Origin of the sequence: Pseudomonas cuatrocienegasensis (assembly GCF_900110925.1) — a bacterium.
Classification (GTDB): Bacteria; Pseudomonadota; Gammaproteobacteria; order Pseudomonadales; family Pseudomonadaceae; genus Aquipseudomonas; species Aquipseudomonas cuatrocienegasensis.
The window spans coordinates 135,497-157,471 of record NZ_FOFP01000008.1; the positions used below are offsets into that span (position 1 = coordinate 135,497).

General features: G+C 63.0%; 20 protein-coding genes. 3 read left to right on the top strand and 17 right to left on the bottom strand.

Features of this window, described 5'->3' with window-relative positions; translation table 11 throughout:
• Nucleotides 1-154 precede the first annotated feature (154 nt).
• Nucleotides 155-1,186, top strand: a complete 1,032-nt coding sequence (ahr, locus tag BMW49_RS12950) for an NADPH-dependent aldehyde reductase Ahr (RefSeq protein ID WP_069519848.1) — start codon at nt 155-157, stop codon at nt 1,184-1,186.
• A gap of 797 nt (nt 1,187-1,983) precedes the next feature.
• On the opposite strand, the gene bamJ is transcribed toward ahr, so the two are convergent.
• The 7 genes from bamJ to BMW49_RS12985 all read right to left on the bottom strand — a co-directional run bounded on the left by bamJ (nt 1,984) and on the right by BMW49_RS12985 (nt 8,555).
• Entirely contained in the window at nt 1,984-2,601 is a 618-nt protein-coding gene (gene bamJ, locus BMW49_RS12955; RefSeq protein WP_069519849.1) for a BamJ family beta-barrel-assembly machinery protein, read from the bottom strand.
• Between the two features lie 59 nt (nt 2,602-2,660).
• Nucleotides 2,661-2,807: a DUF2256 domain-containing protein gene (locus BMW49_RS12960; RefSeq protein WP_069519850.1), complete on the bottom strand. Its 147-nt coding sequence runs from the start codon at nt 2,805-2,807 to the stop codon at nt 2,661-2,663.
• Between the two features lie 185 nt (nt 2,808-2,992).
• Nucleotides 2,993-4,531 (bottom strand): cryptochrome/photolyase family protein, encoded by a 1,539-nt coding sequence (locus tag BMW49_RS12965; protein ID WP_069519851.1) that lies wholly within the window; start codon nt 4,529-4,531, stop codon nt 2,993-2,995.
• A gap of 8 nt (nt 4,532-4,539) precedes the next feature.
• Nucleotides 4,540-4,845, bottom strand: a complete 306-nt coding sequence (locus tag BMW49_RS12970; RefSeq protein WP_069519852.1) for a DUF6482 family protein — start codon at nt 4,843-4,845, stop codon at nt 4,540-4,542.
• Between the two features lie 135 nt (nt 4,846-4,980).
• Nucleotides 4,981-5,472, bottom strand: coding sequence for a TIGR00645 family protein (locus BMW49_RS12975; protein WP_069519853.1), 492 nt, complete (start codon nt 5,470-5,472; stop codon nt 4,981-4,983).
• Nucleotides 5,473-5,563: 91 nt separating this feature from the next.
• A complete protein-coding gene (locus BMW49_RS12980; RefSeq protein WP_069519854.1) occupies nt 5,564-5,905 on the bottom strand; it encodes a PA4575 family protein in 342 nt (113 codons plus the stop codon).
• Between the two features lie 166 nt (nt 5,906-6,071).
• Nucleotides 6,072-8,555, bottom strand: a complete 2,484-nt coding sequence (locus BMW49_RS12985) for a Lon protease family protein (RefSeq protein ID WP_069519855.1) — start codon at nt 8,553-8,555, stop codon at nt 6,072-6,074.
• Between the two features lie 224 nt (nt 8,556-8,779).
• On the opposite strand from BMW49_RS12985, the gene BMW49_RS12990 reads away from it, so the two are divergent.
• Nucleotides 8,780-10,636, top strand: coding sequence for an Lnb N-terminal periplasmic domain-containing protein (locus BMW49_RS12990; RefSeq protein ID WP_069519856.1), 1,857 nt, complete (start codon nt 8,780-8,782; stop codon nt 10,634-10,636).
• A gap of 153 nt (nt 10,637-10,789) precedes the next feature.
• On the opposite strand, the gene siaD is transcribed toward BMW49_RS12990, so the two are convergent.
• From siaD to BMW49_RS13040, 10 genes are all read right to left on the bottom strand, one after another.
• On the bottom strand, nt 10,790-11,590 hold the full coding sequence (gene siaD / locus BMW49_RS12995; RefSeq protein ID WP_090390965.1) for a biofilm regulation diguanylate cyclase SiaD: 801 nt from the start codon (nt 11,588-11,590) through the stop codon (nt 10,790-10,792).
• Nucleotides 11,591-11,601: 11 nt separating this feature from the next.
• Nucleotides 11,602-11,979 carry a biofilm regulation phosphoprotein SiaC gene (siaC, locus tag BMW49_RS13000; RefSeq protein WP_069519857.1) on the bottom strand — a complete coding sequence of 126 codons (378 nt, stop codon included), beginning with the start codon at nt 11,977-11,979 and terminating at the stop codon, nt 11,602-11,604.
• Between the two features lie 22 nt (nt 11,980-12,001).
• The gene (gene siaB / locus BMW49_RS13005) at nt 12,002-12,544 is read right to left on the bottom strand and encodes a biofilm regulation protein kinase SiaB (RefSeq protein WP_069519858.1); all 543 of its coding nucleotides are present in this window, start codon (nt 12,542-12,544) and stop codon (nt 12,002-12,004) included.
• A gap of 29 nt (nt 12,545-12,573) precedes the next feature.
• Complete coding sequence (gene siaA, locus BMW49_RS13010; RefSeq protein ID WP_069519859.1) at nt 12,574-14,565, bottom strand: biofilm regulation protein phosphatase SiaA; 1,992 nt, start codon at nt 14,563-14,565, stop codon at nt 12,574-12,576.
• 164 nt (nt 14,566-14,729) lie between these two features.
• Nucleotides 14,730-16,397 carry an energy-dependent translational throttle protein EttA gene (gene ettA, locus BMW49_RS13015; protein ID WP_069519860.1) on the bottom strand — a complete coding sequence of 556 codons (1,668 nt, stop codon included), beginning with the start codon at nt 16,395-16,397 and terminating at the stop codon, nt 14,730-14,732.
• A 201-nt stretch (nt 16,398-16,598) separates the two neighbouring features.
• The gene (locus BMW49_RS13020; RefSeq protein WP_069519861.1) at nt 16,599-17,393 is read right to left on the bottom strand and encodes an amino acid ABC transporter ATP-binding protein; all 795 of its coding nucleotides are present in this window, start codon (nt 17,391-17,393) and stop codon (nt 16,599-16,601) included.
• Nucleotides 17,394-17,408: 15 nt separating this feature from the next.
• Nucleotides 17,409-18,068, bottom strand: a complete 660-nt coding sequence (locus BMW49_RS13025) for an amino acid ABC transporter permease (RefSeq protein WP_069519862.1) — start codon at nt 18,066-18,068, stop codon at nt 17,409-17,411.
• Between the two features lie 9 nt (nt 18,069-18,077).
• Complete coding sequence (locus BMW49_RS13030) at nt 18,078-18,728, bottom strand: amino acid ABC transporter permease (RefSeq protein WP_069519863.1); 651 nt, start codon at nt 18,726-18,728, stop codon at nt 18,078-18,080.
• A gap of 2 nt (nt 18,729-18,730) precedes the next feature.
• A complete protein-coding gene (speB, locus tag BMW49_RS13035) occupies nt 18,731-19,684 on the bottom strand; it encodes an agmatinase (protein ID WP_069519864.1) in 954 nt (317 codons plus the stop codon).
• A 74-nt stretch (nt 19,685-19,758) separates the two neighbouring features.
• Nucleotides 19,759-20,607 (bottom strand): transporter substrate-binding domain-containing protein, encoded by an 849-nt coding sequence (locus BMW49_RS13040; protein ID WP_069519865.1) that lies wholly within the window; start codon nt 20,605-20,607, stop codon nt 19,759-19,761.
• Nucleotides 20,608-20,850: 243 nt separating this feature from the next.
• Between BMW49_RS13040 and BMW49_RS13045 the strand changes: the two genes are divergently transcribed.
• Entirely contained in the window at nt 20,851-21,807 is a 957-nt protein-coding gene (locus BMW49_RS13045) for a LysR substrate-binding domain-containing protein (protein WP_069519866.1), read from the top strand.
• The last annotated feature ends 168 nt before the right edge of the window (nt 21,808-21,975 follow it).

The window sequence follows — 21,975 nt, forward strand, 5'->3', positions numbered from 1 at the left end:
GAGGACGGGGCATGGCAAATCCGGGTGAAGACGCGTGGCCCGACAGTGTAACCGAGGCCATGCTGGCGTTATCACTCTGGCGAATGCAGGTCCAGCTGCCACGACCAGCCAGCTATGCTCTTTGGCCACTGTTCCCGTCTTCGAGGTCATGTACATGAGTTCGCCAGCAAGCGTCGATACCTTTACCGGCTGGGCTGCTACGGCGCCGGGCGCGGCCCTTGAGCAGCACAGCTACGACCCGGGTCCGCTGGGCGCTGAAGACGTCGAAGTGGCGGTGGAATACTGCGGCATCTGCCACTCCGATCAGTCGATGATCGACAATGAGTGGGGCAATGCGCGCTACCCCTTTATCCCCGGTCACGAAGTGGTCGGCACCGTGGTACGTCTGGGCGAGCAAGCGCGCGGGCTGAAGCTTGGCCAGCGCGTGGGCATCGGCTGGAACAAGGGCAGCTGTATGCACTGCAGCGCCTGCATGGAGGGCTCGCACCAACTGTGCGGCAAGGTGAAGCCGACGATTGTCGGCAGCCACGGCGGCTTCGCCGATCGCCTGCGCAGTCACTGGGCCTGGGCCGTGCCGCTACCTGAGGGGCTCGACCCGGCATTAGTCGGCCCGTTGTTCTGCGCCGGGTCGACGGTGTTCAGCCCGCTGCTGGAGTTCGATGTGAAGCCCACCGACAAAGTCGGCGTGGTCGGTATTGGCGGCCTCGGTCACCTGGCCCTGGCCTTTCTCAATGCCTGGGGCTGTGAGGTCACCGCATTTACCTCATCGCTGAACAAGCAGGAGGAAGCCAAGCGCCTGGGCGCACACAAGGTGGTCGCCTCCACCGACAGCGCGGCGCTCAAGGCCATCGCCGGCAGCCTGGATTTTCTGCTGATCACCGCCAGCGCCGACCTGGACTGGAATGCCCTGATCGGCACCCTGGGTGGCAAGGGTCGGCTGCACTTTGTCGGTATCGTACCGAGCGCGATCCCGGTGCATGTATTCAACCTGATCCCGCGTCAGCGCAGCCTGTCCGGCTCGCCAGTGGGTTCGCCGGCGAGCATGGCGAAGATGCTGGAGTTCTGCGCACGCCATCAGATTCTGCCGCAGGTCGAGCATTTCCCGATGAGCCAGGTCAACGCGGCGATCCAGCACCTGCGGGATGGCAAGGCGCGCTATCGCGTGGTGCTGGATGCCCGTCGCTGACACCGGACTGGCAAATAAGTGTGCGCGACTGATGACGTGGCTCTATCCATTACTGCGCTGTCTGGTCTGACGGTTTTCGCCCCTTACGGGCGAGTCACTTTCTCTTGCTTGCCCAAGAGAAAGTAACCAAAGAGAAGGGCACCCCACCATCCGGCCCCGGCTGCGCCGGGGTTCCCTCCTTCCATCACCACTCCAGGGGTCCGCCACGAAGGGCCATCCATGGCCCAGCGTGGCTCTCGCGACATCCATGTCGCTCAACCCCTTACGCGGCGACTCCACTCGGCCTCCTGAAGGGGCTTTGGGTGTCGTCTGCACGATCGCGATTCGAGATCAAAAGCAAAAATCCAGACGCCGCCGTTCTTGATCTTGTGGAAATCTTGCAAGCTCGCGACCGGGTCCCGTCAGGAGGCCGAGCGTAGGTGTTGCGTAGGGGGACGAGCCGCATGGATGCGGCGAGAGGCGTAATGGGCCAGGGATGGCCCATGTACGCCGGCCCCCGGAGCAACGCCGGAGCGAGGGAACCCTGGCGTAGCCAGGGCCGGATGTCGGGGTGCCCTTCTTTGGCACACCTTTCTTGGGCAAGCAAGAAAGGTGTGGCGCCCGTGAGGGGCGCAACCCAAACGTTCAGCACGCGCGTTAATGGGCCATGCCAAGCCTTCGGTCGATACGCACACAAACTTGCCAGTCCGGTGCCAGGCCCAGCATTTCGAGAGAAATGCGAAGAACAAAAAAACCGCCAGGCAATGCCTGGCGGTTTTCGTTTGTACGCAGCGCCTGCAACAGGCGCTTACAGCCGGTTAGAGCACTTCGAGCAGCTCAACGTCAAACACCAGCACGCTGTGCGGCGGGATGCTGCCAACGCCCTGGGCGCCGTAAGCCAGCTCACTCGGCACGTAGAGGCGCCATTTGCTGCCGGCGTTCATCAGTTGCAGGGCTTCGGTCCAGCCGGCGATCACGCCGCCTACCGGGAATTCGGCCGGCTGGCCGCGCTCGTAGGAGCTGTCGAACACGGTGCCGTCGATCAGGGTGCCGTGGTAGTGGGTGCGTACGGTGTCTTCGCGCGATGGCTTGGCGCCTTCGCCTGCACTCAGCACTTCGTACTGCAGGCCGGAGGCCAATACGGTGATGCCGTCACGCTTGGCGTTGTCGGCCAGGAAGGCTACACCAGCACCGGCAGCAGCTTCGGCCTGAGCCTGGGCTTGGGCCTGCATAATTTCGCGGATCACCTTGAAGCTGGCCGACAACTCGGCTTCGCTGACGCGGCTTGGCAGGCCGCCAAAGGCGTCGGTCAGGCCGGCGAGGATGGCGTCCAGGCTGACGCCCGGTGGCGGGTTGTCACGCAGTTGACCGCCCAGCTGGCGACCGATGCCGTAGCTGACGCGGGTTTCGTCAGTGGAGAGATTGAGTTCGGACATGTCACGGCTCCGCAGGGCTAAAAAAGGTCGGCCAGCCTAGCACAAAGCCCCTGCCGGCTCTAACGCTCGGCAGTGCCTGAACGATGACGGCGGCAGCGTTCGGAGCAGTAGCGCACCTCATCCCAGCAGCGCGCCCACTTCTTGCGCCAGTTGAAGGGCAATTGGCAGACGGCACAGGTCTTGAACGGCAGGTCGGCCTTTTTCACAGCTATGTCCTAGTTTTGTGTTGCGCTCAGGTGCTGGAACTTAACGCTAGAGCCGTAGGGTGCGCCGTGCGCACCACCGTAGACTGCAAGACTCTTGGTGCGCGGCCTGGGCGGCCCCGCGCACCCTACCCTGCTATTCGTACCGCTCGTCCGCCATGCAACACTCAATTGGGACATAGCTTTTTTCACAGCGCCTGCCCAGCGTCCAGGCGCGCCAGCAGCGCTTCGCCGCGCGTCCAGAGTGCGTCCTGCTTGGCTTCTGTCATCTTATCCAGGCCCTTGTAGATCATGCCCAGGCGATGATTGCCGCCGAGTTGCTCGCGGTGGCGCATCAGAAAATGCCAGTACAGCGCGTTGAACGGGCAGGCTTGCTCGCTGGTGCTCTCGCTGACCTTGTAGGCGCAGTCGCCGCAATAGTTGGACATGCGCTTGATGTACTGCCCGCTGGCGCAATAGGGCTTGGAGCCCAGGTAACCACCGTCGGCATGCATGACCATACCCAGGGTGTTGGGCAGTTCGACCCAGTCGAAGGCGTCCATGTACACCGCCAGGTACCAGTCGCACACCTGGCTCGGCTGGATGCCGGCGAGCAAAGCGAAGTTGCCGGTGACCATCAACCGCTGAATATGGTGCGCATAAGCGTGCTCCAGGGTCTGGCCGATGGCCTGGCTCATGCACTTCATGCGGGTTTTGCCGGTCCAGTAGAACTCGGGTAGCGGCCTGGTATTGCCGAAGGCATTGCGCTCGGCGTACTCGGGCATGTGCATCCAGTAGATGCCGCGCACGTATTCGCGCCAACCGATCAACTGGCGGATAAAACCCTCGGCCGCATTGAGCGGTACTCGCCCCTGCCAGTAGGCTGCCTCGACATCCGCACACAGGCGCCGCAGATCGAGCAGGCCAATGTTCAGCGCGGCGCTGATGCGCGCATGGAACAGAAAGGGCTCACCCGTAGCCATGGCGTCCTGGAAGTCGCCGAACGCCGGCAGGGCGAAGTCGAGAAAGTGCTGCCAAAGCGCCTCGGCCTCGGCGTGGGTGACCGGATAATCGAAGGCATCGAGGCTGCCGTAGTGGTGGCTGAAGCGTTCAGCCACCAGCGCCAGCACGTCCTGCGTCACGGCATCCGCCGGGAAGCGTGCGGTCATCGGCGCCTTGACCTGCTTGGGCAAGGCCTTGCGGTTTTCCGCATCGAAGTTCCAGGCGCCGCCCACCGGGGTGCCGTCGCCATTCATCAGCAAGCCGCTCTTGCGGCGCATCTCGCGGTAGAAGAACTCCATGCGCAGTTGCTTGCGGCCCTCGGCCCAGCGCGCGAATTCGTCACGGCCACAGAGAAAGCGCGTGTCGGCATGCCAGGTGATCGGCAACGCACAGGCGCGCAAGGCCGCCTCCAGGCGCCACTCACCACATTCGGTGAGATGGACCTGGTCGATCGACAACTCGGCCACGGCCTGCTCAAGCACGGCCGGCAGGCTGCCGGGGTTACCGGGCTGGTCCAGCGGCACATAGCGCACCTGATAGCCACGCTCGCCCAGGGCCTCGGCAAAGTGACGCATGGCACTGAAGATCAGCGCGATCTTCTGCGGGTGGTGCGGCACATAGTCGGTTTCCGCCGCCACTTCGGCCATCAGTACCCAATCACGCGCCGGGTCAAGGGCGCTCAGGCTGGGCAGGTCAAACGACAGTTGATCACCCAGCACCAGGGCAAGTTGGCAGTTTTGCGTCACAGCGTGGTTTACCAGGCAGAGTTGAGGGAGATGGGGACGCGCAAGGTGTCCTGGGTGCCGTCCTGCATGCCGCACATTTCGTCATGCACCACGGCATGCACCAGATGAAAAGGCAGGCTCGGCAGCTCACGCAGCAGGTCGCGGGCATGCTCGACCGAACGCAGGTGCAGGGTCTTGCCCTGGGTGTTGTTGAGCGGATGCGCACGCCCGTCCATATAGGCTTCGAGCACGTAAATGCCGCCTTCGATGGAGATCAGATTAAGCGCGTCGATATGGCCCGCATGGGCGTGTTGAGACAGGTCGTGCAGATTCATGGAGCACCTCGCCGATCAAGCTATACAAAAATATGTACAAACTCAATTCTTGTACAAGATTCAGCGAATACAAGGTGCCCTATTCACCACCCGTCCGGTAATCGCCGGACGGCTGGTGGACGCGCAGGGAGCGCGTCAGTCGTTTTTGGTCAGTTTGTCCAGGTAGCCCATGGCGAACGCCGAGCCGACGAAGGTCAGGTGAATGATCACGTACCACATGAGTTTGCTGTCGGGGATGTTCTTGGCATCCATAAACACCTTGAGCAGGTGGATCGAGGAGATCGCCACGATCGAGGCGGCCACCTTCATTTTCAACGAACTGGAATCCATCTTGCCCAGCCAATTGAGCTTCTCGGTGCCTTCGTTGATGTTCAGTTGAGAGACAAAGTTCTCATAGCCCGAGAGCATCACCATCACCAGCAGACCGCCCACCAGCGCCATGTCGATCAGCGACAGCAGCACCAGAATCAGGTCCGCCTCGGCCAGGGCGAAGACATTGGGCAGAATGTGGAAGACTTCCTGAAAAAACTTCAGGGCCAGCGCCAGCAGCGCCAGGGAGAGGCCGAAATAGATCGGTGCCAGCAGCCAACGGGAAGCATACATGGCGTTTTCGATGAAGCGTTCCATAGGGTCTCGCAGGTGGGATAACGATGCCGCGAAGTATACCCAGGCGCCCTGCGCAGGTCACCGCACACAGGGCGAACGGCTGTGGATAACCCTAGCGCTCCGGCCAGCGTTGATCGGCTCCACATGCCCGGCTGCGCGTGCCGTTGAGGCGGCGTAGCTCACTTTGAATGTGCAGACGCCAGATAGGGATTTCATCGCTCGGCTCATAGCCCTGCTGGGCCAGGCTCTGGGCAATCGCCTGGAGCACCTCTTCGGCCTCAGCGGAGCCATGAAAAGGCCCTTGAGCCTGCAGCGCAGACGGCTGGGCGCCAGCCATGCCGGCGGCGCAGACCAGGGTCCACAGGCCGTTGCCACTGGCCAGAGGGGCAACCAGACACTCGATACGTGTGACCAGGCCGAGGCACTGGCGGGTGAGGTAGAGGGCACGCGGCATCACGGCGATCCTCACAGGGACAGGCTTGCAGCCTACACCCGCAACGCCGACGCGGGGAAGCGACCGGACGTCGGATGGCTGTGGATAACCCTGTGGATGGCCGCCTTTGGGGTCTGTTGACGTTTCGTCGCAAGCCGCGTTGCCGCGAACGAAACGTCAACTGAGCCTATGCCTCGCTGGCGGGTTTCTTGCCGCGCGGCTTCTTGGCCGGCGCAGGCGCTGGCGCGACCACCTCGACCTTGACCACTTCCTCTTCCTTGTCGCCCTGGTCCATGCCGATCTCGGTGATCTCGGCAATCTCGCGCAAGCGCTCGACCACCCGGGCATTGACGCTGCCCGCCGGAAACTGCCCTTGCTCATCCGGCGTGCCGGCATCGGTGCCGACCAGCAGGCTCAGCGCCTCATCAACATGACGCACGGCATAGACATGGAACTGCCCGGCGCGCACGGCCTGCAGCACGCGCTCGTCGAGCATCAGGGTGGTGACGTTGGAATGCGGGATGATCGCGCCCTGCTCGCCGGTCAGGCCGCGCGCCTCGCACAGACGGAAGAAGCCCTCGATCTTCTCGTTGACCCCGCCGACGGCCTGCACCTCACCGAACTGGTTGATCGAGCCGGTGATGGCGAAACACTGTTTAAGCGGCGTGCGTGACAGCGCGGAAATCAGCGTGCAGACCTCACCCAGCGAGGCGCTGTCGCCATCCACATAGCCGTAGGACTGCTCCAGAGCGATGCTCGCGGAAATCGCCAGGGGGAATTCCTGGGCATAACGGCTGCCCAGGTAGCCGGTAAGGATCATCACGCCCTTGGAGTGAATCGGCTGACCGAGGTTGACCTCACGCTCGATGTCGACGATGCCGCTGCCGCCCGGGTAGACCGTGGCGGAAATCCGCGCCGGCACACCGAAGGCCGAGTCGCCAACCTCCAGCACGGTCAGGCCGTTGCACTTGCCCACCGCCGCACCGGCGGTGTCGATCAGGATGATGCCGGCAAGCATGTCGTCGATGATTCGCGCCGATACGCGGCCGGTGCGGGTGGCCTTGGCCTTGAGCGCACGCTCGATATGGCCGACGTCAGTGAGCGTCTCACCCGCCAGGCTGCGGATGAAATCCGCCTCGCTGACCAGCTGGAACAGATCGCCAATACGCGCCGAGAGTCGGCCCTGATGCTCGGCCAGGCGCGCACTGTAGGTGGCCAGGCGCGCCACGGCGGCAGCAGTCAGCGGCGCCATGCCCTCTTCCGAGGTGCGGGTTTTCATCAACTGGGCGAACTGCTCCAGGCTTTCCTCGCCCAGGGGGATGTCCTCGTCGAAGTCGACCAGCACGCGGAACATCTCCTGGAAGTCAGGATCATGGTCCTGCAACGCGTAGTACAGCTGACGCGCGCCAATGATGATCAGCTTGACCTGCAGGTCGATAACCTGGGGATTGAGGGTCACGGTGGCGATCCGGCCGAGGTCGCCCAGGGGCGATTCCATCTTCAACTGGCGCGAATGCAGGGCACGCTTGAGCGCATCCCAGACAAAGGGTTCGCCGAGCATCTTGTCTGCTTCGAGGATCAGGAAGCCACCATTGGCGCGGTGCAGCGCGCCGGGGCGCAGTTGCCGGTAGCTGGTGGAGAGCGCGCCCTGATCGGTGTTGTACTCGATGCGGCCAAACAGGTTGTCGTAGGTCGGGTGGGGTTCGAACACCACCGGAGCGCCGCCCTGGGCATGGTGGCCGACCACCAGGCTGGGGCAGTACTGCTCTTCGAGCAGCTTGCGGGTCTGGGCATCGGCACGCTCGGCATCGACCAGTTGGTCGACCACGGTTTTCAGCAGGTTGACCTGCACCGCCTGCAGGTAGGCGCAGACTTCGGCGTTTTCCGCGTACTTCTGCGACAAGGGCGCGAGCAGCGGTTGCAGCGCCACGGTGATGGTTTCTTCATTCAACTGGCGCAGCTGGTTGCTCGACTCGCGCTTCCACTGCGGCAGGCTCGCCAACTCTTCGTTGAGGCGCTCCTCAAGGGTCGCGATATCGGCATGAAAGCGCTCGCGCTCGGCCTCGGGAAGCTGGGCGAACTCGGCTTCATCCACCGCCTTGCCCTCAAGCATCGGGGTAAAGGCGATGTTGTTGCTGTCGCGGTACAGGGCAATGTCCTTTTCCAGCGCCAGGCGCTCGATGATGTCCAGGGCCTGGTCGTAACGCTTGTTGAAGGCGCGGTCGATGGCGCTCTTCTTCTGCTGGAAGGACGGGTGCTCGAACACCGCTGGGAAGGTCGCCAGCAGGTTGTCGATCAAGCCATTGATGTCGGCGATAAAAGCGCCTGCCGTACCAGCCTGCAGCTCCAGCGCACGGGGTTCGCGCGGTTCGTCGAAGTGGTTGACGTAAACCCGGTCAGACGGCGTGGCCAGGCGCTTGGCTTCAGCCTTGAGGTAGCGCCGCACGAAAGAAAAGCGCCCGGTACCCGGCTCGCCCATGACGAATACGTTGTAGCCCGGCCGCGGCATGGCCACGCCGAATTGCAGGGCGTCGACCGCGCGTTCCTGGCCGAGCACACCGCGAAAGGGTTCCAGGTCATCGGTACTGGTAAACGCGAATTGCTCGGGGGCAAAGGGACGGGTCAGTGCATCGGGAGCCAACCGCAAACGGGCAGCAAGGGTATCGGGCATCGGAAATCCTTGGGACAGGGCAAAGGCCGTATACATCAGGCCATAATCGGGACGATCGCAGCAGTGCTGCGTTGGCATGTGCCTAAAGTACAACGTCAGGGCGGCCAAGCAAAACGCCGAACTCTACGCGTCGTCGGTAACCACCCACCCATGCCGCCGCATGGGTTGACAGGGGCCGGCGCTTCGCCAAAGCTCGGCCGTCGCCTCCCTACAAGAAAATCTACGTGAAACGGATCTTCGCCTGCCTTGCTTCATGCGCCGTCACACTCGCCCACGCCAGCGCGCCAGCGTTTGACCAGCAGCGCCTGCAAGCCCTCGCCGACCAGCCCTACTGGATCGCCCTCGGCCACTACGAAACCGGCAAGCTCGGTGGCTGGCGCAGCTATGTCGACGATGACAAATTTTTTCTCGCCGCCGAGGGTGCACACAACCCCAAGGCCGAGCTGCAAGCGACCCTCAACGCGCTCTACCAGAGCGCAGACCTGGCTGATCGCCATGCCCAGTGTGTTTATCCGGCCCGCACGCGCTGGTTGCGCGAGCAGCTTGAGCTAACCGACCTGCCGCAGCCGGTGTGCGCCGAGTTCGACACCTGGCTACGCGACATCGCCCCGCACAGCACCGTGCTGATCTTCCCGGCGGCCTACCTGAATAGTCCCTCGTCGATGTTCGGCCACACCCTGCTGCGCATCGACCAGGCCGACGTCGACAGCCACAACACCGCGCTGCTCAGCTACGCGCTGAATTTCGGCGCCTTTATTGAGGGCAGCGACAACAGCATGTTGTACGCCTGGAAAGGCCTGATGGGCGGTTACCCGGGGCTGTTCGCCCTGGTGCCCTACCGCGAAAAGCTCGCCGAATACCGCAGCCTGGAGAACCGCGACCTGTGGGAATACCGGCTGAACCTCAGCGAGGCGGAAACCCAGCGCATGGTTACCCATGTCTGGGAGCTCAAGCAGGTACGTTTCGACTATTACTTCTTCGACGAAAACTGCTCCTACCGTTTGCTGGAGCTGCTGGAAATTGCCCGCCCGGGGCTTGAACTTACTGACCAGTTCCCGCTGACCGCGGTACCGACCGACACCGTGCGGGCAATCAAGGACGCCGGGCTGGTCGAGCGCATCGACTACCGCCCGTCCCGCGAACGCGAGCTGCTTGGCCGTGCCGATACCCTGGATGCCGAGGAGCAGACCTGGGCCCAGCGCCTGGCCGAAGATCCGCAGCAGCGCGATGCACCGGGCTTCCAGGCCTACCCGGCAGCGCGTCAGGCATTGATCCAGGACACCGCCTTCCGCCTGCTGCGCTACCGCACCACGGGCGATGCACGTAACCCCGAGGACGTGCGCAACAGCTACGAGCTGCTCAGCGCGATCAGCCGTAACCCTCCACCACCACTGACCCTCGACCGCCCAGGCCTGCCGGAACAAGGCCACGCGTCGCGCACCTGGCAGCTCGGCGCGGGCAGTCGTGACGGTAAAGCGTTCGCCGAGTACGGCCTGCGCATGGCCTACCATGACCTGGCCGACAACGCCTATGGCTTTCCCCTGGGCGCGCAGATCGAGATTGGCCAGCTGAAGCTGCGCCAGTACGAGGGCAATCACTGGGAGGTGCAGCGCTTCGACCTCGCCAGCATCCGCTCCTTCACCCCGCGCACCGCGCTACTCAAGCCCTGGTCATGGCAGGTCGCTGGTGGCCTGGAACGGGTGCCGGGCAGCGATGGCGAACCGACGCTGGTCAGCCAGATCAACGGCGGGGCCGGGGCGACTTGGCAGCTGGGCGACGATTTACTGGGCTTTACCCTGGGTACCGTGCGCGTCGAGCACAACGCCGACTTCGCCGCCTTTGTCACCCCTGCCGTCGGCTTCAATGGCGGGCTGCTGTGGCGCAATCCGCTCGGTAACCTGCTGGCCGAGGCGCGCGCCGACTATTTCTATAACGGTGAAGTGCGGCGCAGCCTGGCAGTGGCTCAGCAGTGGGAATTGACTCCGGCCCTGGGGCTGCGTCTGGGCGCACAGCGGGACTTCAGCCAACTGGGCGAGGTGGAAAACACCCTGCAACTGGAGCTGCGCTGGTATCACTACTGATTCGCGGCCGCGCCGCAGCCTTGGGCCGCAGGGTGCGCCATGCACACCGGCGCAGCCTGCAGGCTCTCGGTGCGCGCAGCACACCCTGCTACTTCAGCTGGTCTGGCCAGATTTTGCGCGGCAACGCAGCCGCGAACGAAACGGCAACAGACCCTAGACCGCCGTCTCGCTCGCCAGCTCGCAGCGATCGCGGCCCAGGCGCTTGGCCTGCAGCAGGGCCAGGTCAGCGCGGCTGATGGTTCGCGAATAGGACTCACCGGGAATCTGCTGGGCAATGCCGGCGCTGACCGTGACCATCAACAGCTCGGTATCGACGCGCACAGTCAATTCACGAACGCGCTCACGTACCCGCTCGATCACCTGCTGGGCGGCATCCAGATCGGTTTCCGGCAGCAGGATAAGAAATTCCTCGCCCCCCCAGCGGCCACACAGGTCCTGCTCGCGCACTTCGGTTTCCAGCACGCTCGCCAGTTCAACCAGCATGCGGTCGCCCACATCATGGCCATGCTGATCGTTGATCCGCTTGAACAGATCCACGTCGAGCATGGCAATGCTGAACGAGCGACCATAACGCTTGTTGCGGTCGGCCTCCTCCTTGAGCCGCTCGCCCAGCAGCCGCCGGTTGGCGATACCGGTCAAGGCGTCGTGGGTGGAAGCCTGACGCAGCGCCTTGTTGAGGTCATGCATCATCTGCTGGTAGCGGTCAGAGATACGCGCCACCTTTTCCAGTTGCCGCAGCTGTTTCTCCAGGCGCTCGGCCAGGCTCATCTCACGCTGCTTGGCGATGCTCTGGTAGGCGTCGGAAATCCGACTGATGCGGTCGATACGCCGCATCATGTCGTGGTGCGCTTCCCACAGCTGACTTAGCGGCTCATACAGCGGATTCTCAGCCTGCGCCGGGGCCTCCAGCAGGCTGGCGATGCGCTCTTCGAGGGCTGTGCGGTCGCGGATCATGGCAGGCTCGCTCAATCGTGACTGACGACATCGAAGGGGAAGGTACAGTCTTCCTTGAACTCCTCGGCCAGCTCGACCACCCGCTCATTGCGCTGGTCGTAAAGCCAGCTCACCGAGACGGCTTTGCCCGCCAGATGGGCGGCTTCGAGCAGGTCGAAGATGTCCATCATGGCCTTGATGCTGCTGGTATTGAGGTACAGCAGACGCAACTCGAGGTGCAGCGGTCGGCCAGCATCGGCCAGGTAGGCTTCGATCCAGGTGAAAACCTGATGGAACAGCTCGTAGGAGTTCTCCGGATAGGAGTCGCCCTGCATGGCAAGAAGCCCCTGCGCCCAGTCACCGCGAATGGCGGGGGAAGACTGGGTACCGGCAATGGAAAAATCATTCATGTGTCATGACTCGTGGAGTGATTCAGATAACGGCACGCAGGCTGATGAACGAACGCGAAGCATCGACCTCGCGCAATGTGGCTTCAAGCGGCTCGCTGGCCTTGCGGGCGATGTCGATCAGGCCCAGGCCTGCGCCACTGCTGGCTTGCTCATCGCGGGGTTTGCGCAACTGCTCCTTGTAACGCGCCTTGAGCTCGGTCTTGTCCAGCCCGGCCAGGGCCTGCACCGCGGCCTGCAGGCGCTCGCCATCGGCCGATTCGATCAAGTTGCCGGCCGACACCACGTAACGGCCCTGCTCGTCCCGGGCAACCACGACAGTGGCCCCCGCTTCCGGGTCGGTCCAGTCCTTCTGCCGGGTGTAGTGGCGGATATTCTGGGTCATCTCGATATACACGGCGAACACATCCATCGCCGAGGATGCTGGCGCATTCTCGGAGCTCAGGTAATTGCGCAGCGCATTGCCGATCTCTTCGATCAGGCTGCGGGAAATCGGGCCATTGAAGCAGAGCATGATCTGCTGTCGGTTGTAGCTCTCGCGCATGCCGAACAGGTCAAGGGGTTCCATCACAGCTCCCAGGTTGGTGAAATCGGTAGTCAGTCAAAACGGAAACACAGCATCGTAATGTCATCGCGCTGGGCATAATCACCCTGGTAGGCCGCCAATACCTCACTGAACGCCTCACCCTGCTCGACCAGCGGCCGTCGTGCGTGCAGGCGAATCATCTCGGCAAAGCGGCTGTTGCCAAAACCATAACCCAGCTCGCCGCCCGCCTGGTCAAGAAAGCCGTCGGTGGTGAGGTAGAAGGTACGCCCGGCCTGCAGCGCGACCTGAGCATTGACGTACTCGCCCACGCGTTTGTCGCCAATCGCCCGACGCCCGCCCGGCAGCTCCTCGACGCTGTCGCCATCGCTGTAGTAGAGGGCAATCTTGGCACCGGCAAAGGTCACATCGCGGCGCGCGAAATCGACGTAGACCAGGCCCACATCCATATTGGTGGCCAACGCCTGCCGTTCACTGTCATCGCGCAACATGGCCCGCACAATACGATCGGTACGGCTGAGAATGCCCGCCGGATCAGCCAGCCCCGCCTCGCTGATCGCCTGATCGATGGAGGCATGGGCAAGCATGGTCATCAGCGCCCCCGGGACGCCATGGCCGGCACAGTCGACCACGCCAAACAGGCAGCCGCCCTCACCGGCGCGGTAGACGTAGAAATCGCCGCCGACCACATCGCGCGGGCGCCAGAGCACCGCATGGCGCTCACCCAGGGCGCTGACCAGTTGCCGCTGCGGCAATATGGCATGCTGGATCAGGCTGGCGTAGTCGATCGAGTCGTCGATCTTCTTGTGCGCCGCCGCCATTTCGCTGTTGGCCTGTTCCAGTGCCTGGGTGCGCTCGCGGACGCGGTTTTCCAGCTCGCTGGTATGGTTGCGAACCTTTTGCGCCATGACGCCGAAGGCGGCACTCAACTCGCCGATCTCATCGTCACGCTCGGTCGGCAGCGACACGCCATATTGGCCTGCAGCAATCGCCTGAGCACTTTTGCGCAGCTGGCGCAGAGGCTTGAGGACACGCTGGTCGACCAGCCAGGCGCCGACAATAATCAGCAGCAGGAACAGCAACATCACCGAGACAATCGCCGGCAGCAGCGACTTGAACTCGATCACCTGGGCCGTGCGCAGGTCCACCGCACTGGCCACGAACCACTGCAGCTCAGGTATCCAGGTCAAGGCCAACAAGCGCGGCTCGCCGTCCAGCAACACCGACAAGGTGGCCACACTGCCGGGTTCGGCGCGGCTCTGCGCCATGCGCTGGCGTAGCGCGGTAGCCTGTTCGATGTCGTCGAGCAGACCCAGGATATTGGTCGACAGTGAGCGGCCTTGCTGGGTCTCGGCATTCAGGGTGATCAGGTTGGCGTTCGGGTGGACCAGAATCGCGCCGGTACTGTCCAGCACCATGGACTCGACGCCGGCCTTGTCGACCTTGATGAAGTCATTGATAAAGGCATTCAGGCTGATACCCGAGCCCACCACGCCAATGCGCCGCTCACCATCACGCACCGCGATGTTGAACCAGACCTTGATGTCCTCGGTGACCGCCGACTGGTCGACGTTCAGGTGATAAGGCGCGTCTGAGTTGAGCACGGCATAGAACCACTCATCGCGATCGGTATCGGCGCTCAGTTGATAACGGGGTGCATCGCTGGGCACTTGCTCAGCGCTATTGGAGTAGTAGCCATGGCTTTGCGCCGAGGCGGCGAAGTAGGCATGGTCGGTGAAGGCACGCTGGTAACCGTCGGCCTCGCGGAAGAACAGTGCGCGCTTTTGCGGGTTCTGCTCGTCGTTCAGCCAGGCCAGGGTGAGCTGCGATTCTGCCAGGCGCTGGGCCAGCGCCAATTCCCGGGTGACCGGGGCGAACAAGCGCTCGCGGTTGAGCTGGACCTCATTGCGCGCATAGGCATCACCGAAGCGATTCTGCACCCCCTGCAAGGCTTCGCGCCCCACCAGCGCCGCAAGCCCGAACGCCAGGATGAAGGTGAACAGCAGCGCCAGCAGTGACTTGCCGCGTAAACCCAATGCTGCCATGGCGCTCCCCAAGCGAATAAAACTCTGCGCCTGTCTTGAATAGAAACTCGACAGGTCTGTTTTTTGACCATTTTGTCAAGATTACCGAGCTTGCCAGCATACAGCCACCACTACATACAACAAAACGGAGCCTTTTGGCCCCGTTTCGCTGATCATCCCGGCTATTACTGCGCCAGTTTCTTGTGGCGGACCCGGTGTGGCTGGGCCGCTGCCTCGCCCAGACGTTTCTTGCGATCGGCTTCGTACTCGGTGTAGTTGCCCTCGAAAAACACTGCCTGCGAATCATCTTCGTAGGCCAGGATGTGCGTTGCCACGCGGTCGAGGAACCAGCGATCGTGAGAGATCACAATGGCGGCGCCGGGGAAGTCGAGCAACGCTTCTTCAAGCGAGCGCAGGGTTTCCACGTCGAGGTCGTTGGACGGTTCGTCGAGCAGCAGCACGTTGGCGCCCTCTTTCAGGGTCAGCGCCAGGTGCAGACGCCCGCGCTCACCACCGGAGAGGTCCTTGACGAACTTCTGCTGGTCACCGCCCTTGAAGTTGAAGCGACCGACATAGGTGCGCGAGGGGATTTCATAGTTGCCGATGCGGATCTGGTCGGAACCGTCGGAAATCATCTCGAACACGGTCTTGTTGCCATCGAGGTCGTCACGGCTCTGATCCACGCAAGCAAGCTGCACGGTATCGCCGACTTCGATGCTGCCCGAATCCGGCTGCTCCTTGCCCATCAGCATGCGGAACAGGGTCGACTTACCGGCACCGTTACCGCCGATCACGCCGACGATGGCGCCCTTGGGCATGGCGAACGACAGGTTGTCGATCAGCACACGGTCGCCATAGCCTTTGCAGACGTTCTTGAATTCGATGACCTTATCACCCAGACGCGGGCCGGCCGGGATATAGATCTCGTTGGTTTCCGAACGCTTCTGGAATTCCTGGGATTGCATTTCCTCGAAGCGCTGCAAGCGCGCCTTGGATTTCGACTGGCGGGCCTTGGCGCCTTTGCGCACCCACTCCAGTTCTTCCTTCATGGCCTTTTCGTGGGCCGACTGTTGCTTGGATTCGGCGGCCAGACGGTCGGACTTGGCTTCCAGCCAGCCGGAATAGTTACCCTCGTACGGGATACCCGCACCGCGGTCGAGCTCGAGTATCCAGCCGGCGACGTTATCCAAGAAGTAACGGTCGTGGGTAATGGCGACCACGGTGCCCGGGAAATCGTGGAGGAAGTGCTCCAGCCAGGCGACGGAGTCAGCATCCAGGTGGTTGGTTGGCTCATCGAGCAGCAGCATGTCGGGGGCCGACAGCAGCAGACGGCACAGCGCCACGCGGCGTTTCTCACCGCCGGAGAGCACGGCCACCTTGGCGTCCCAGGCCGGCAGACGCAGGGCGTCGGCAGCCACTTCCAGCTGGCGCTCCAGGTTATGCCCATCGCTGGCCTGCAGGATGGCTTCAAGCTTGGCCTGCTCGGCAGCCAGCTTGTCGAAATCGGCATCCGGCTCGGCGTAGGCGGCGTAGACCTGGTCGAGGCGCGCCTGGGCGTCCTTGATCACGCTGACCGCTTCTTCCACCACTTCGCGCACGGTCTTGTTCGGGTCGAGCTGCGGCTCCTGGGGCAGGTAGCCGACATTCAGCTCCGGCATCGGACGGGCTTCACCGTCGAACTCGGTATCGACCCCGGCCATGATTTTCAGCAGGGTGGATTTACCCGAACCGTTGAGGCCGAGCACGCCGATCTTGGCGCCCGGAAAGAACGACAGGGAGATGTTCTTGAGGATTTCCCGCTTCGGCGGCACTACTTTGCTCAGCCGATGCATGGTGTAGACGTATTGAGCCATGGATAACCTTGGTTCTAGACAGGGTATGAGAGAAGGCGCCGCAGGCAGTCGCACATGCAGTGCGAAAGGCAGTCGAGGGCGCTGGGCAGGCAACGGGAATGCCCCGCCGCCGCAAGGCGCGCAAACCCTTGCGCGCATGCCGGCAAAGCTACCGGAATGCGCTGCACAGGGCAAACGTCAGCCGATGCCTGCGCGCAGACCCTACGCCCCGGTAACGCCGCCGTTGCGCTCCGTCCAGGTCGCCAGAAAGCTCTGCAGCAGCGGCGACTGCGGTGCGCCAAACAGCGCCGAGGGCGGCCCCTGTTCTTCGATCAGGCCATTGGCCAGGAAGACCACCTTGTCAGCGACCTGGGCCGCGAAGCCCATTTCATGGGTGACCACCACCATGGTCATACCCTCATCCGCCAGGGCGCGCATGACCTTGAGCACCTCGCCCACCAATTCCGGATCGAGTGCCGAGGTGGGCTCATCGAACAGCATGATCTTCGGTTCACGCCCCAGGGCCCGGGCAATCGCCACACGTTGTTGCTGCCCACCGGACAGGGTGGCGGGATAGGCGTCGGCCTTGTGCGCCATGCCGACCTTGCCCAGAACGGCCAGGGCCTTGTCCCGGGCCTGCGCCCGGTCCATGCCAGCGACCAGGCGCAGGGGTGCCATGACGTTTTCCAGCACGGTCTTGTGCGGCCACAGGTTGAACTGCTGGAACACCATGACCACATTGGCCAGGTCCTGCTGCACCACCCGTTCGGGCAGGCGGATAAAGTTGCCGTGTGGGTCGGCGCCGTAGCCGATCATCCGCCCCTGCACCAGCACCTCACCACTGTCGTAGTGCTCGAGAAAATCGATGCAGCGCAGCAGCGTGCTCTTGCCCGAACCGGACCCGCCGATGATGCACACCACCTCCCCCGCGTTCACCTCCAGGCTGATGCCCTTGAGCACGAGGTTGTCGGCAAAGCGCTTGGTCACGTCAATCAGCTTGATGATCGGGTTGTTCATCTTGCGCAGGGCTCCTCAGGGTCGGGCGCTGTAGCGGCTGGTGCGCCGTTCCAGCAGGCGCGCGGCACGGGCCAACGCAAAGGTGATGAGCCAGTAGCTCAGGCCCAGGAACAGGTAGGGTTCGATAAAGCTGAAGGTCTCGGTAGACATGCGGCTGGCGGCGCTCAGCATTTCCGGCACGGTAATCACCGACAGGATCGCCGACTCCTTCACCAGCAAAATGGTCTGGTTGACCACGGCAGGCAGGATCAGCCCCAGCATCTGTGGCAACTTCACTTGGGTGAGGATCTGCCAGCGGGAAAACCCGAGGTCGCGCGCAGCTTCGATCTGCCCCCGCGCGATGCTGAGAAAGCCACTGCGATAGATCTCGGCAAAATAGGCTGCGCTATACATGCCCAGACCGACCACGCCAACCTGCAACGCGCTGAGCTCGATGCCGACAAAGGGGCCGCCGTAGAACACCAGGTAGATCTGCACCAGCAGCGGCGTCCCGCGAAACAGGGTGATATAGAGCTGGTACAGCGCCCGGCTCAACGGGTTATTCAACTGACCCAACAGGCACAACAGCAGCCCCCAGAGCAGACCGATCAACAGGGCGCCGAAGCTCACCGCCAGGGTGAAGAACAGGCCGCGCAGCAGCAGGGGGCCGTAGTCCACATATAGATGTAGGTTCATCGCTGGCCCCTATGCATGGCGCAGCCGCCGTTCGAGGTACCGGCCCGCCTGGCTGACCGTCAGGGTCAGCAGCAGGTAGAGCAGCCCGGCCGCGAGAAAGAACTCGATCGGCCGATAGGTGGTAGACGAATAGGTATGCGCCACGCGCATCAACTCGGTGACGGCGATGGTGGACACCAGCGAGGAGTTCTTGATGATGTCGATGGTCTCGTTGACCAGCGCTGGAATGGTCGCCCGCAGCACCTGCGGCAGCTGGACATAACGCAACACCTGCCAGCGCGTGTAGCCGATGTCCCAGGCCGCCTCGGTCTGCCCGGGCGGCAGAGTGGCGAAGCCACCACGCAGAATCTCGGCCTGCGAGGCACCGCTGTTGAGCGCCAGGGCGATGATCGCGGCCAGCAGCGCCGGCAGTTGCACACCGATCAGCGGCAACATGAAGAAGATCACCGCCAGCTGTACCAGCAGCGGCGTACCGCGCAGGGCACTGATATACACAGCGGCCAAGGCGCGCCACAGGCGATGGGAGGAGACTCGCGCGATCGCCGCCAGCACGCCGATGACCAAGCCCAGAACAATCGCCAGCGCGGAAATCCAGGCGGTCATCCACAGGCCGTGCAGCAAGGCACCGCGATAGTCGAGCACCACCGTCATGTCGAACATGCTTAGGCCTCGCGTGAGGTCTGCCGCCGCTGCCAGGCCAGGGCACTGACGCAGAGCAACTCGAACAGCAGGGTGGCGCCGACCAGGGCCGTGTTGCCGCTCGGGTCGAACGGCGGCGACACCTCCACCACGTCGGCGCCAATGATGTCCAGATCGCCCAGGGCGCGGATCATCTGTTGCGCCTCGAAAGGCGTGAAGCCACCGATTTCCGGGGTGCCCGTACCCGGCGCATAGGCGGGGTCGAGCCCATCCACATCGAAGGTGACATAGACCGGAGCATCGCCCACCACCCGGTGAATCTCCTCGATCACCGCACTGAGGCCCAGTTGGTAGAACTCTTCGATGCTGATGACGCGCATACCGCTGTCGTAGCTGAACTTCCAGATATCGCGGTCGGTGACCCCGCCACGGATGCCGATCTGAATGGTCTTCAGCGGGTCGATAAGGCCCTCCTCGGCCGCCACCTTGAACGGCGAGCCGTGATGGAAACGCGAGCCCAGGTAGAAATCGCCGGTATCGCAATGGGCATCGAAATGCACCAGCGCCACGGGGCCATCCTTGGCCAGGGCACGCAGCACCGGCAGGGTCACCGAATGATCGCCGCCCACCGACAAGGGCACGATACCCGCGGCGCACAGCGGCTCGTAAAAGGCCTGGATGGCGCTGTGCGCTGCGGTGAGCTCGAACGGACTTTCCGGGGTCGCATCGCCGACATCGGCCACCCGGCACAGCTCGAAGGGGGCAACGCCAGTGGCCTGGTTGATGATGCGCATCAGGCTCGACTGGTTGCGCACCTCACGCGGGCCATGGCGCGCGCCTGGGCGGTTGGTCACACCGCCGTCGAAAGGAATGCCGACCAGGGCGATATCCACCTCCGCCAACGTCGGGCTGTACGGAGTACGCATAAAGGTGGCGATCCCGGTGTAGCGCGGCTGGGTCTTGGGGTCTTGGGGCATGATGTCTCCAGCGGCGCTGCCGCATTGCAGTCGAGTGCACGCCTGCGCCTGGCGCAGGCACAGCTAAACAGGGGTTAGTTGGCAGGCTCGGGCAAGACGCCTTGTGGCACCTCCATGGTGAAACCGAACCACTTCATCTGCAGTTCAGCGAGCTTGCCGCTCTGCTGCAGCTTGAGAATGCCGGCATTGAAGAAGGCCACCAGGGACGCCGACTCTGCATCCTTGCGGGCGGCCCAGGCGTAATAGCTCTTGTCGCCGAAGGGCGGTTGCACGATGGCGAACATCTCCGGGCGCGACTTGACCACCGAGGACAGGTTGGGCAATGCCTGCGGCACGATGTCCACGCGGCGCGAAGCCAGTGCCGCGTAGGCTTCGTTGTAGTCGGTGAACTCCTTGATCTCCTTCACCGCCTGCCCCTTGCCGGCGAGCACCTCGCTCTCGAACTTGCGCACCGCCGTGTACTGGGCCGAGCCGGCCTGCACGCCGATGACCTTGCCGGCCATGTCCTCGGGGCTATTGATGCTGTCATCACTCTTGCGCTTGAGGATGGCCACCGACGCATCGGAAATCGGGTTGGTGAAGGCATAAGCATCCAGACGTTGTCGCGTGATCATTAGCGAGGTGACGACAATGTCGTAACGCTTGGCCGACAGGCCGGCGAGGATGCTCTGGAACGGCAGGTCCAGTTGCTTGAGCTGAACCCCCGGCAGGTCCTTGAGGATCTCGTCGAGCATGTCCTTGCCATAACCGACGATCTTGCCGTCTTCGAGCATCTCGAACGGGGCATAGCGCGCCTCGGTGGCGACCACGATCTCACCGCGCGCCTTGATCTCATCGAGCAGATCGGCCTGGGCCTGGGTCGCCAGCAACACGCCAGCGATGCACAGCAGTTTTCTCAGGGTAACGAGGGGGGCAGTGGTCATCTTCGAACTCTCCGGCGACGCGCTTGATGGGTAAAAGGCTGATTCCATCGTGGCGCAGCGGTGAGTCGTCCAACAAACGTGATCTGCTAATCCGCGCACATAAGCTGTGCTAATGCACCATTTCGAGTCACGCCCTGCCACAGACTCACACCCAAACCTGCCACAAGCCGTGGCCTGGCCGTTTGGCACGCTGCATGCCTTGTCTGTCAGGCCGCCGCATTTTTGGATTAACCAGGAGCTCGTGTGTCCATTCGCCTTCCACCGCTCGAATCCTTGCGCTACTTCGAAGCCGCTGCGCGCCACCTGAGCTTTACCCTGGCCGCCGACGAGCTGTGCATCTCGCAAAGCGCCGTGAGCCAGCAAGTCATCCAGCTGGAGCAACGCCTGGGCTGCAAACTGTTCGAGCGCCGCCCTCGCCACCTGCTGCTGACCACACCCGGCATACAGCTCTACCCAGCGGTGCGCGCAGCCCTGGGCCTGCTCAGCGAAACCCTGGGGGCAATCGAGACCCTTGGCCAGCGCAGCAAACTGACTGTCTACTGCATGCCGTCGTTTGCCAATCGCTGGCTGATGCCACGGCTGCAGGACTTTCATAACAAGCACCCGCACATCGACCTGCACCTGATTGCCGAATTCAGCGAGCCCAACTTCCATAACGAGATCGTCGATATCGGTATCTGCCATGGCTTCACCGACCAGCAGGCCACGGAGCAACGCCTGCTGTTTCGCGACTATGTCTACCCGGTCGTCAGCCCGTCGCTGCAGCACAAGCTGCAACTGAAGGAGCCGGCAGACCTGAGCCGTGCCGTGCTTCTGCACGACTCGCTGCCCCAGGCGAAGCTCGCCACCTCCTGGCAGAAATGGCTGGGCGAGCGCGGTATTCGTCACCTCGATTGCAGCGGGGGTTATCGCTTCAACCAGGCGGACCTGATCGTCGGGGCTGCCCTGAACGACCGCGGGGTTGCCCTTGGCCGGCATGTGCTGGTTGCAGACGAGGTGGCGAGCGGACACTTGCTTGCGCTGTTCGACGATGTCGTCGAGGAAGACGGCGTCTATATGGTGTTTCTGAAGAAGAGCGCGCAGCGCCCGCCCCTGCAAGCGTTTTGTGCCTGGCTGGAAGAACAGGCGCAGATCTTCGAGCGTGACGATGGCAGCGCACCCATGGCTTACCCGGCGCCGGCGCCCAAGCTCCAGGCCTGATGGCTCATCGTGCGAGCAGCAGATGAGTAGGCAAAATGGTGGTCATATAACAGTTGAGGCCGGCGGATAATCGCGGCCCTTGGCAAGAGCGAGGGCAGCCCTGTACAGCACAAAAACACGCTTCACCCCAGAGTGCCGCAACCCTGCAAGGTGCATGGCAAACGACGC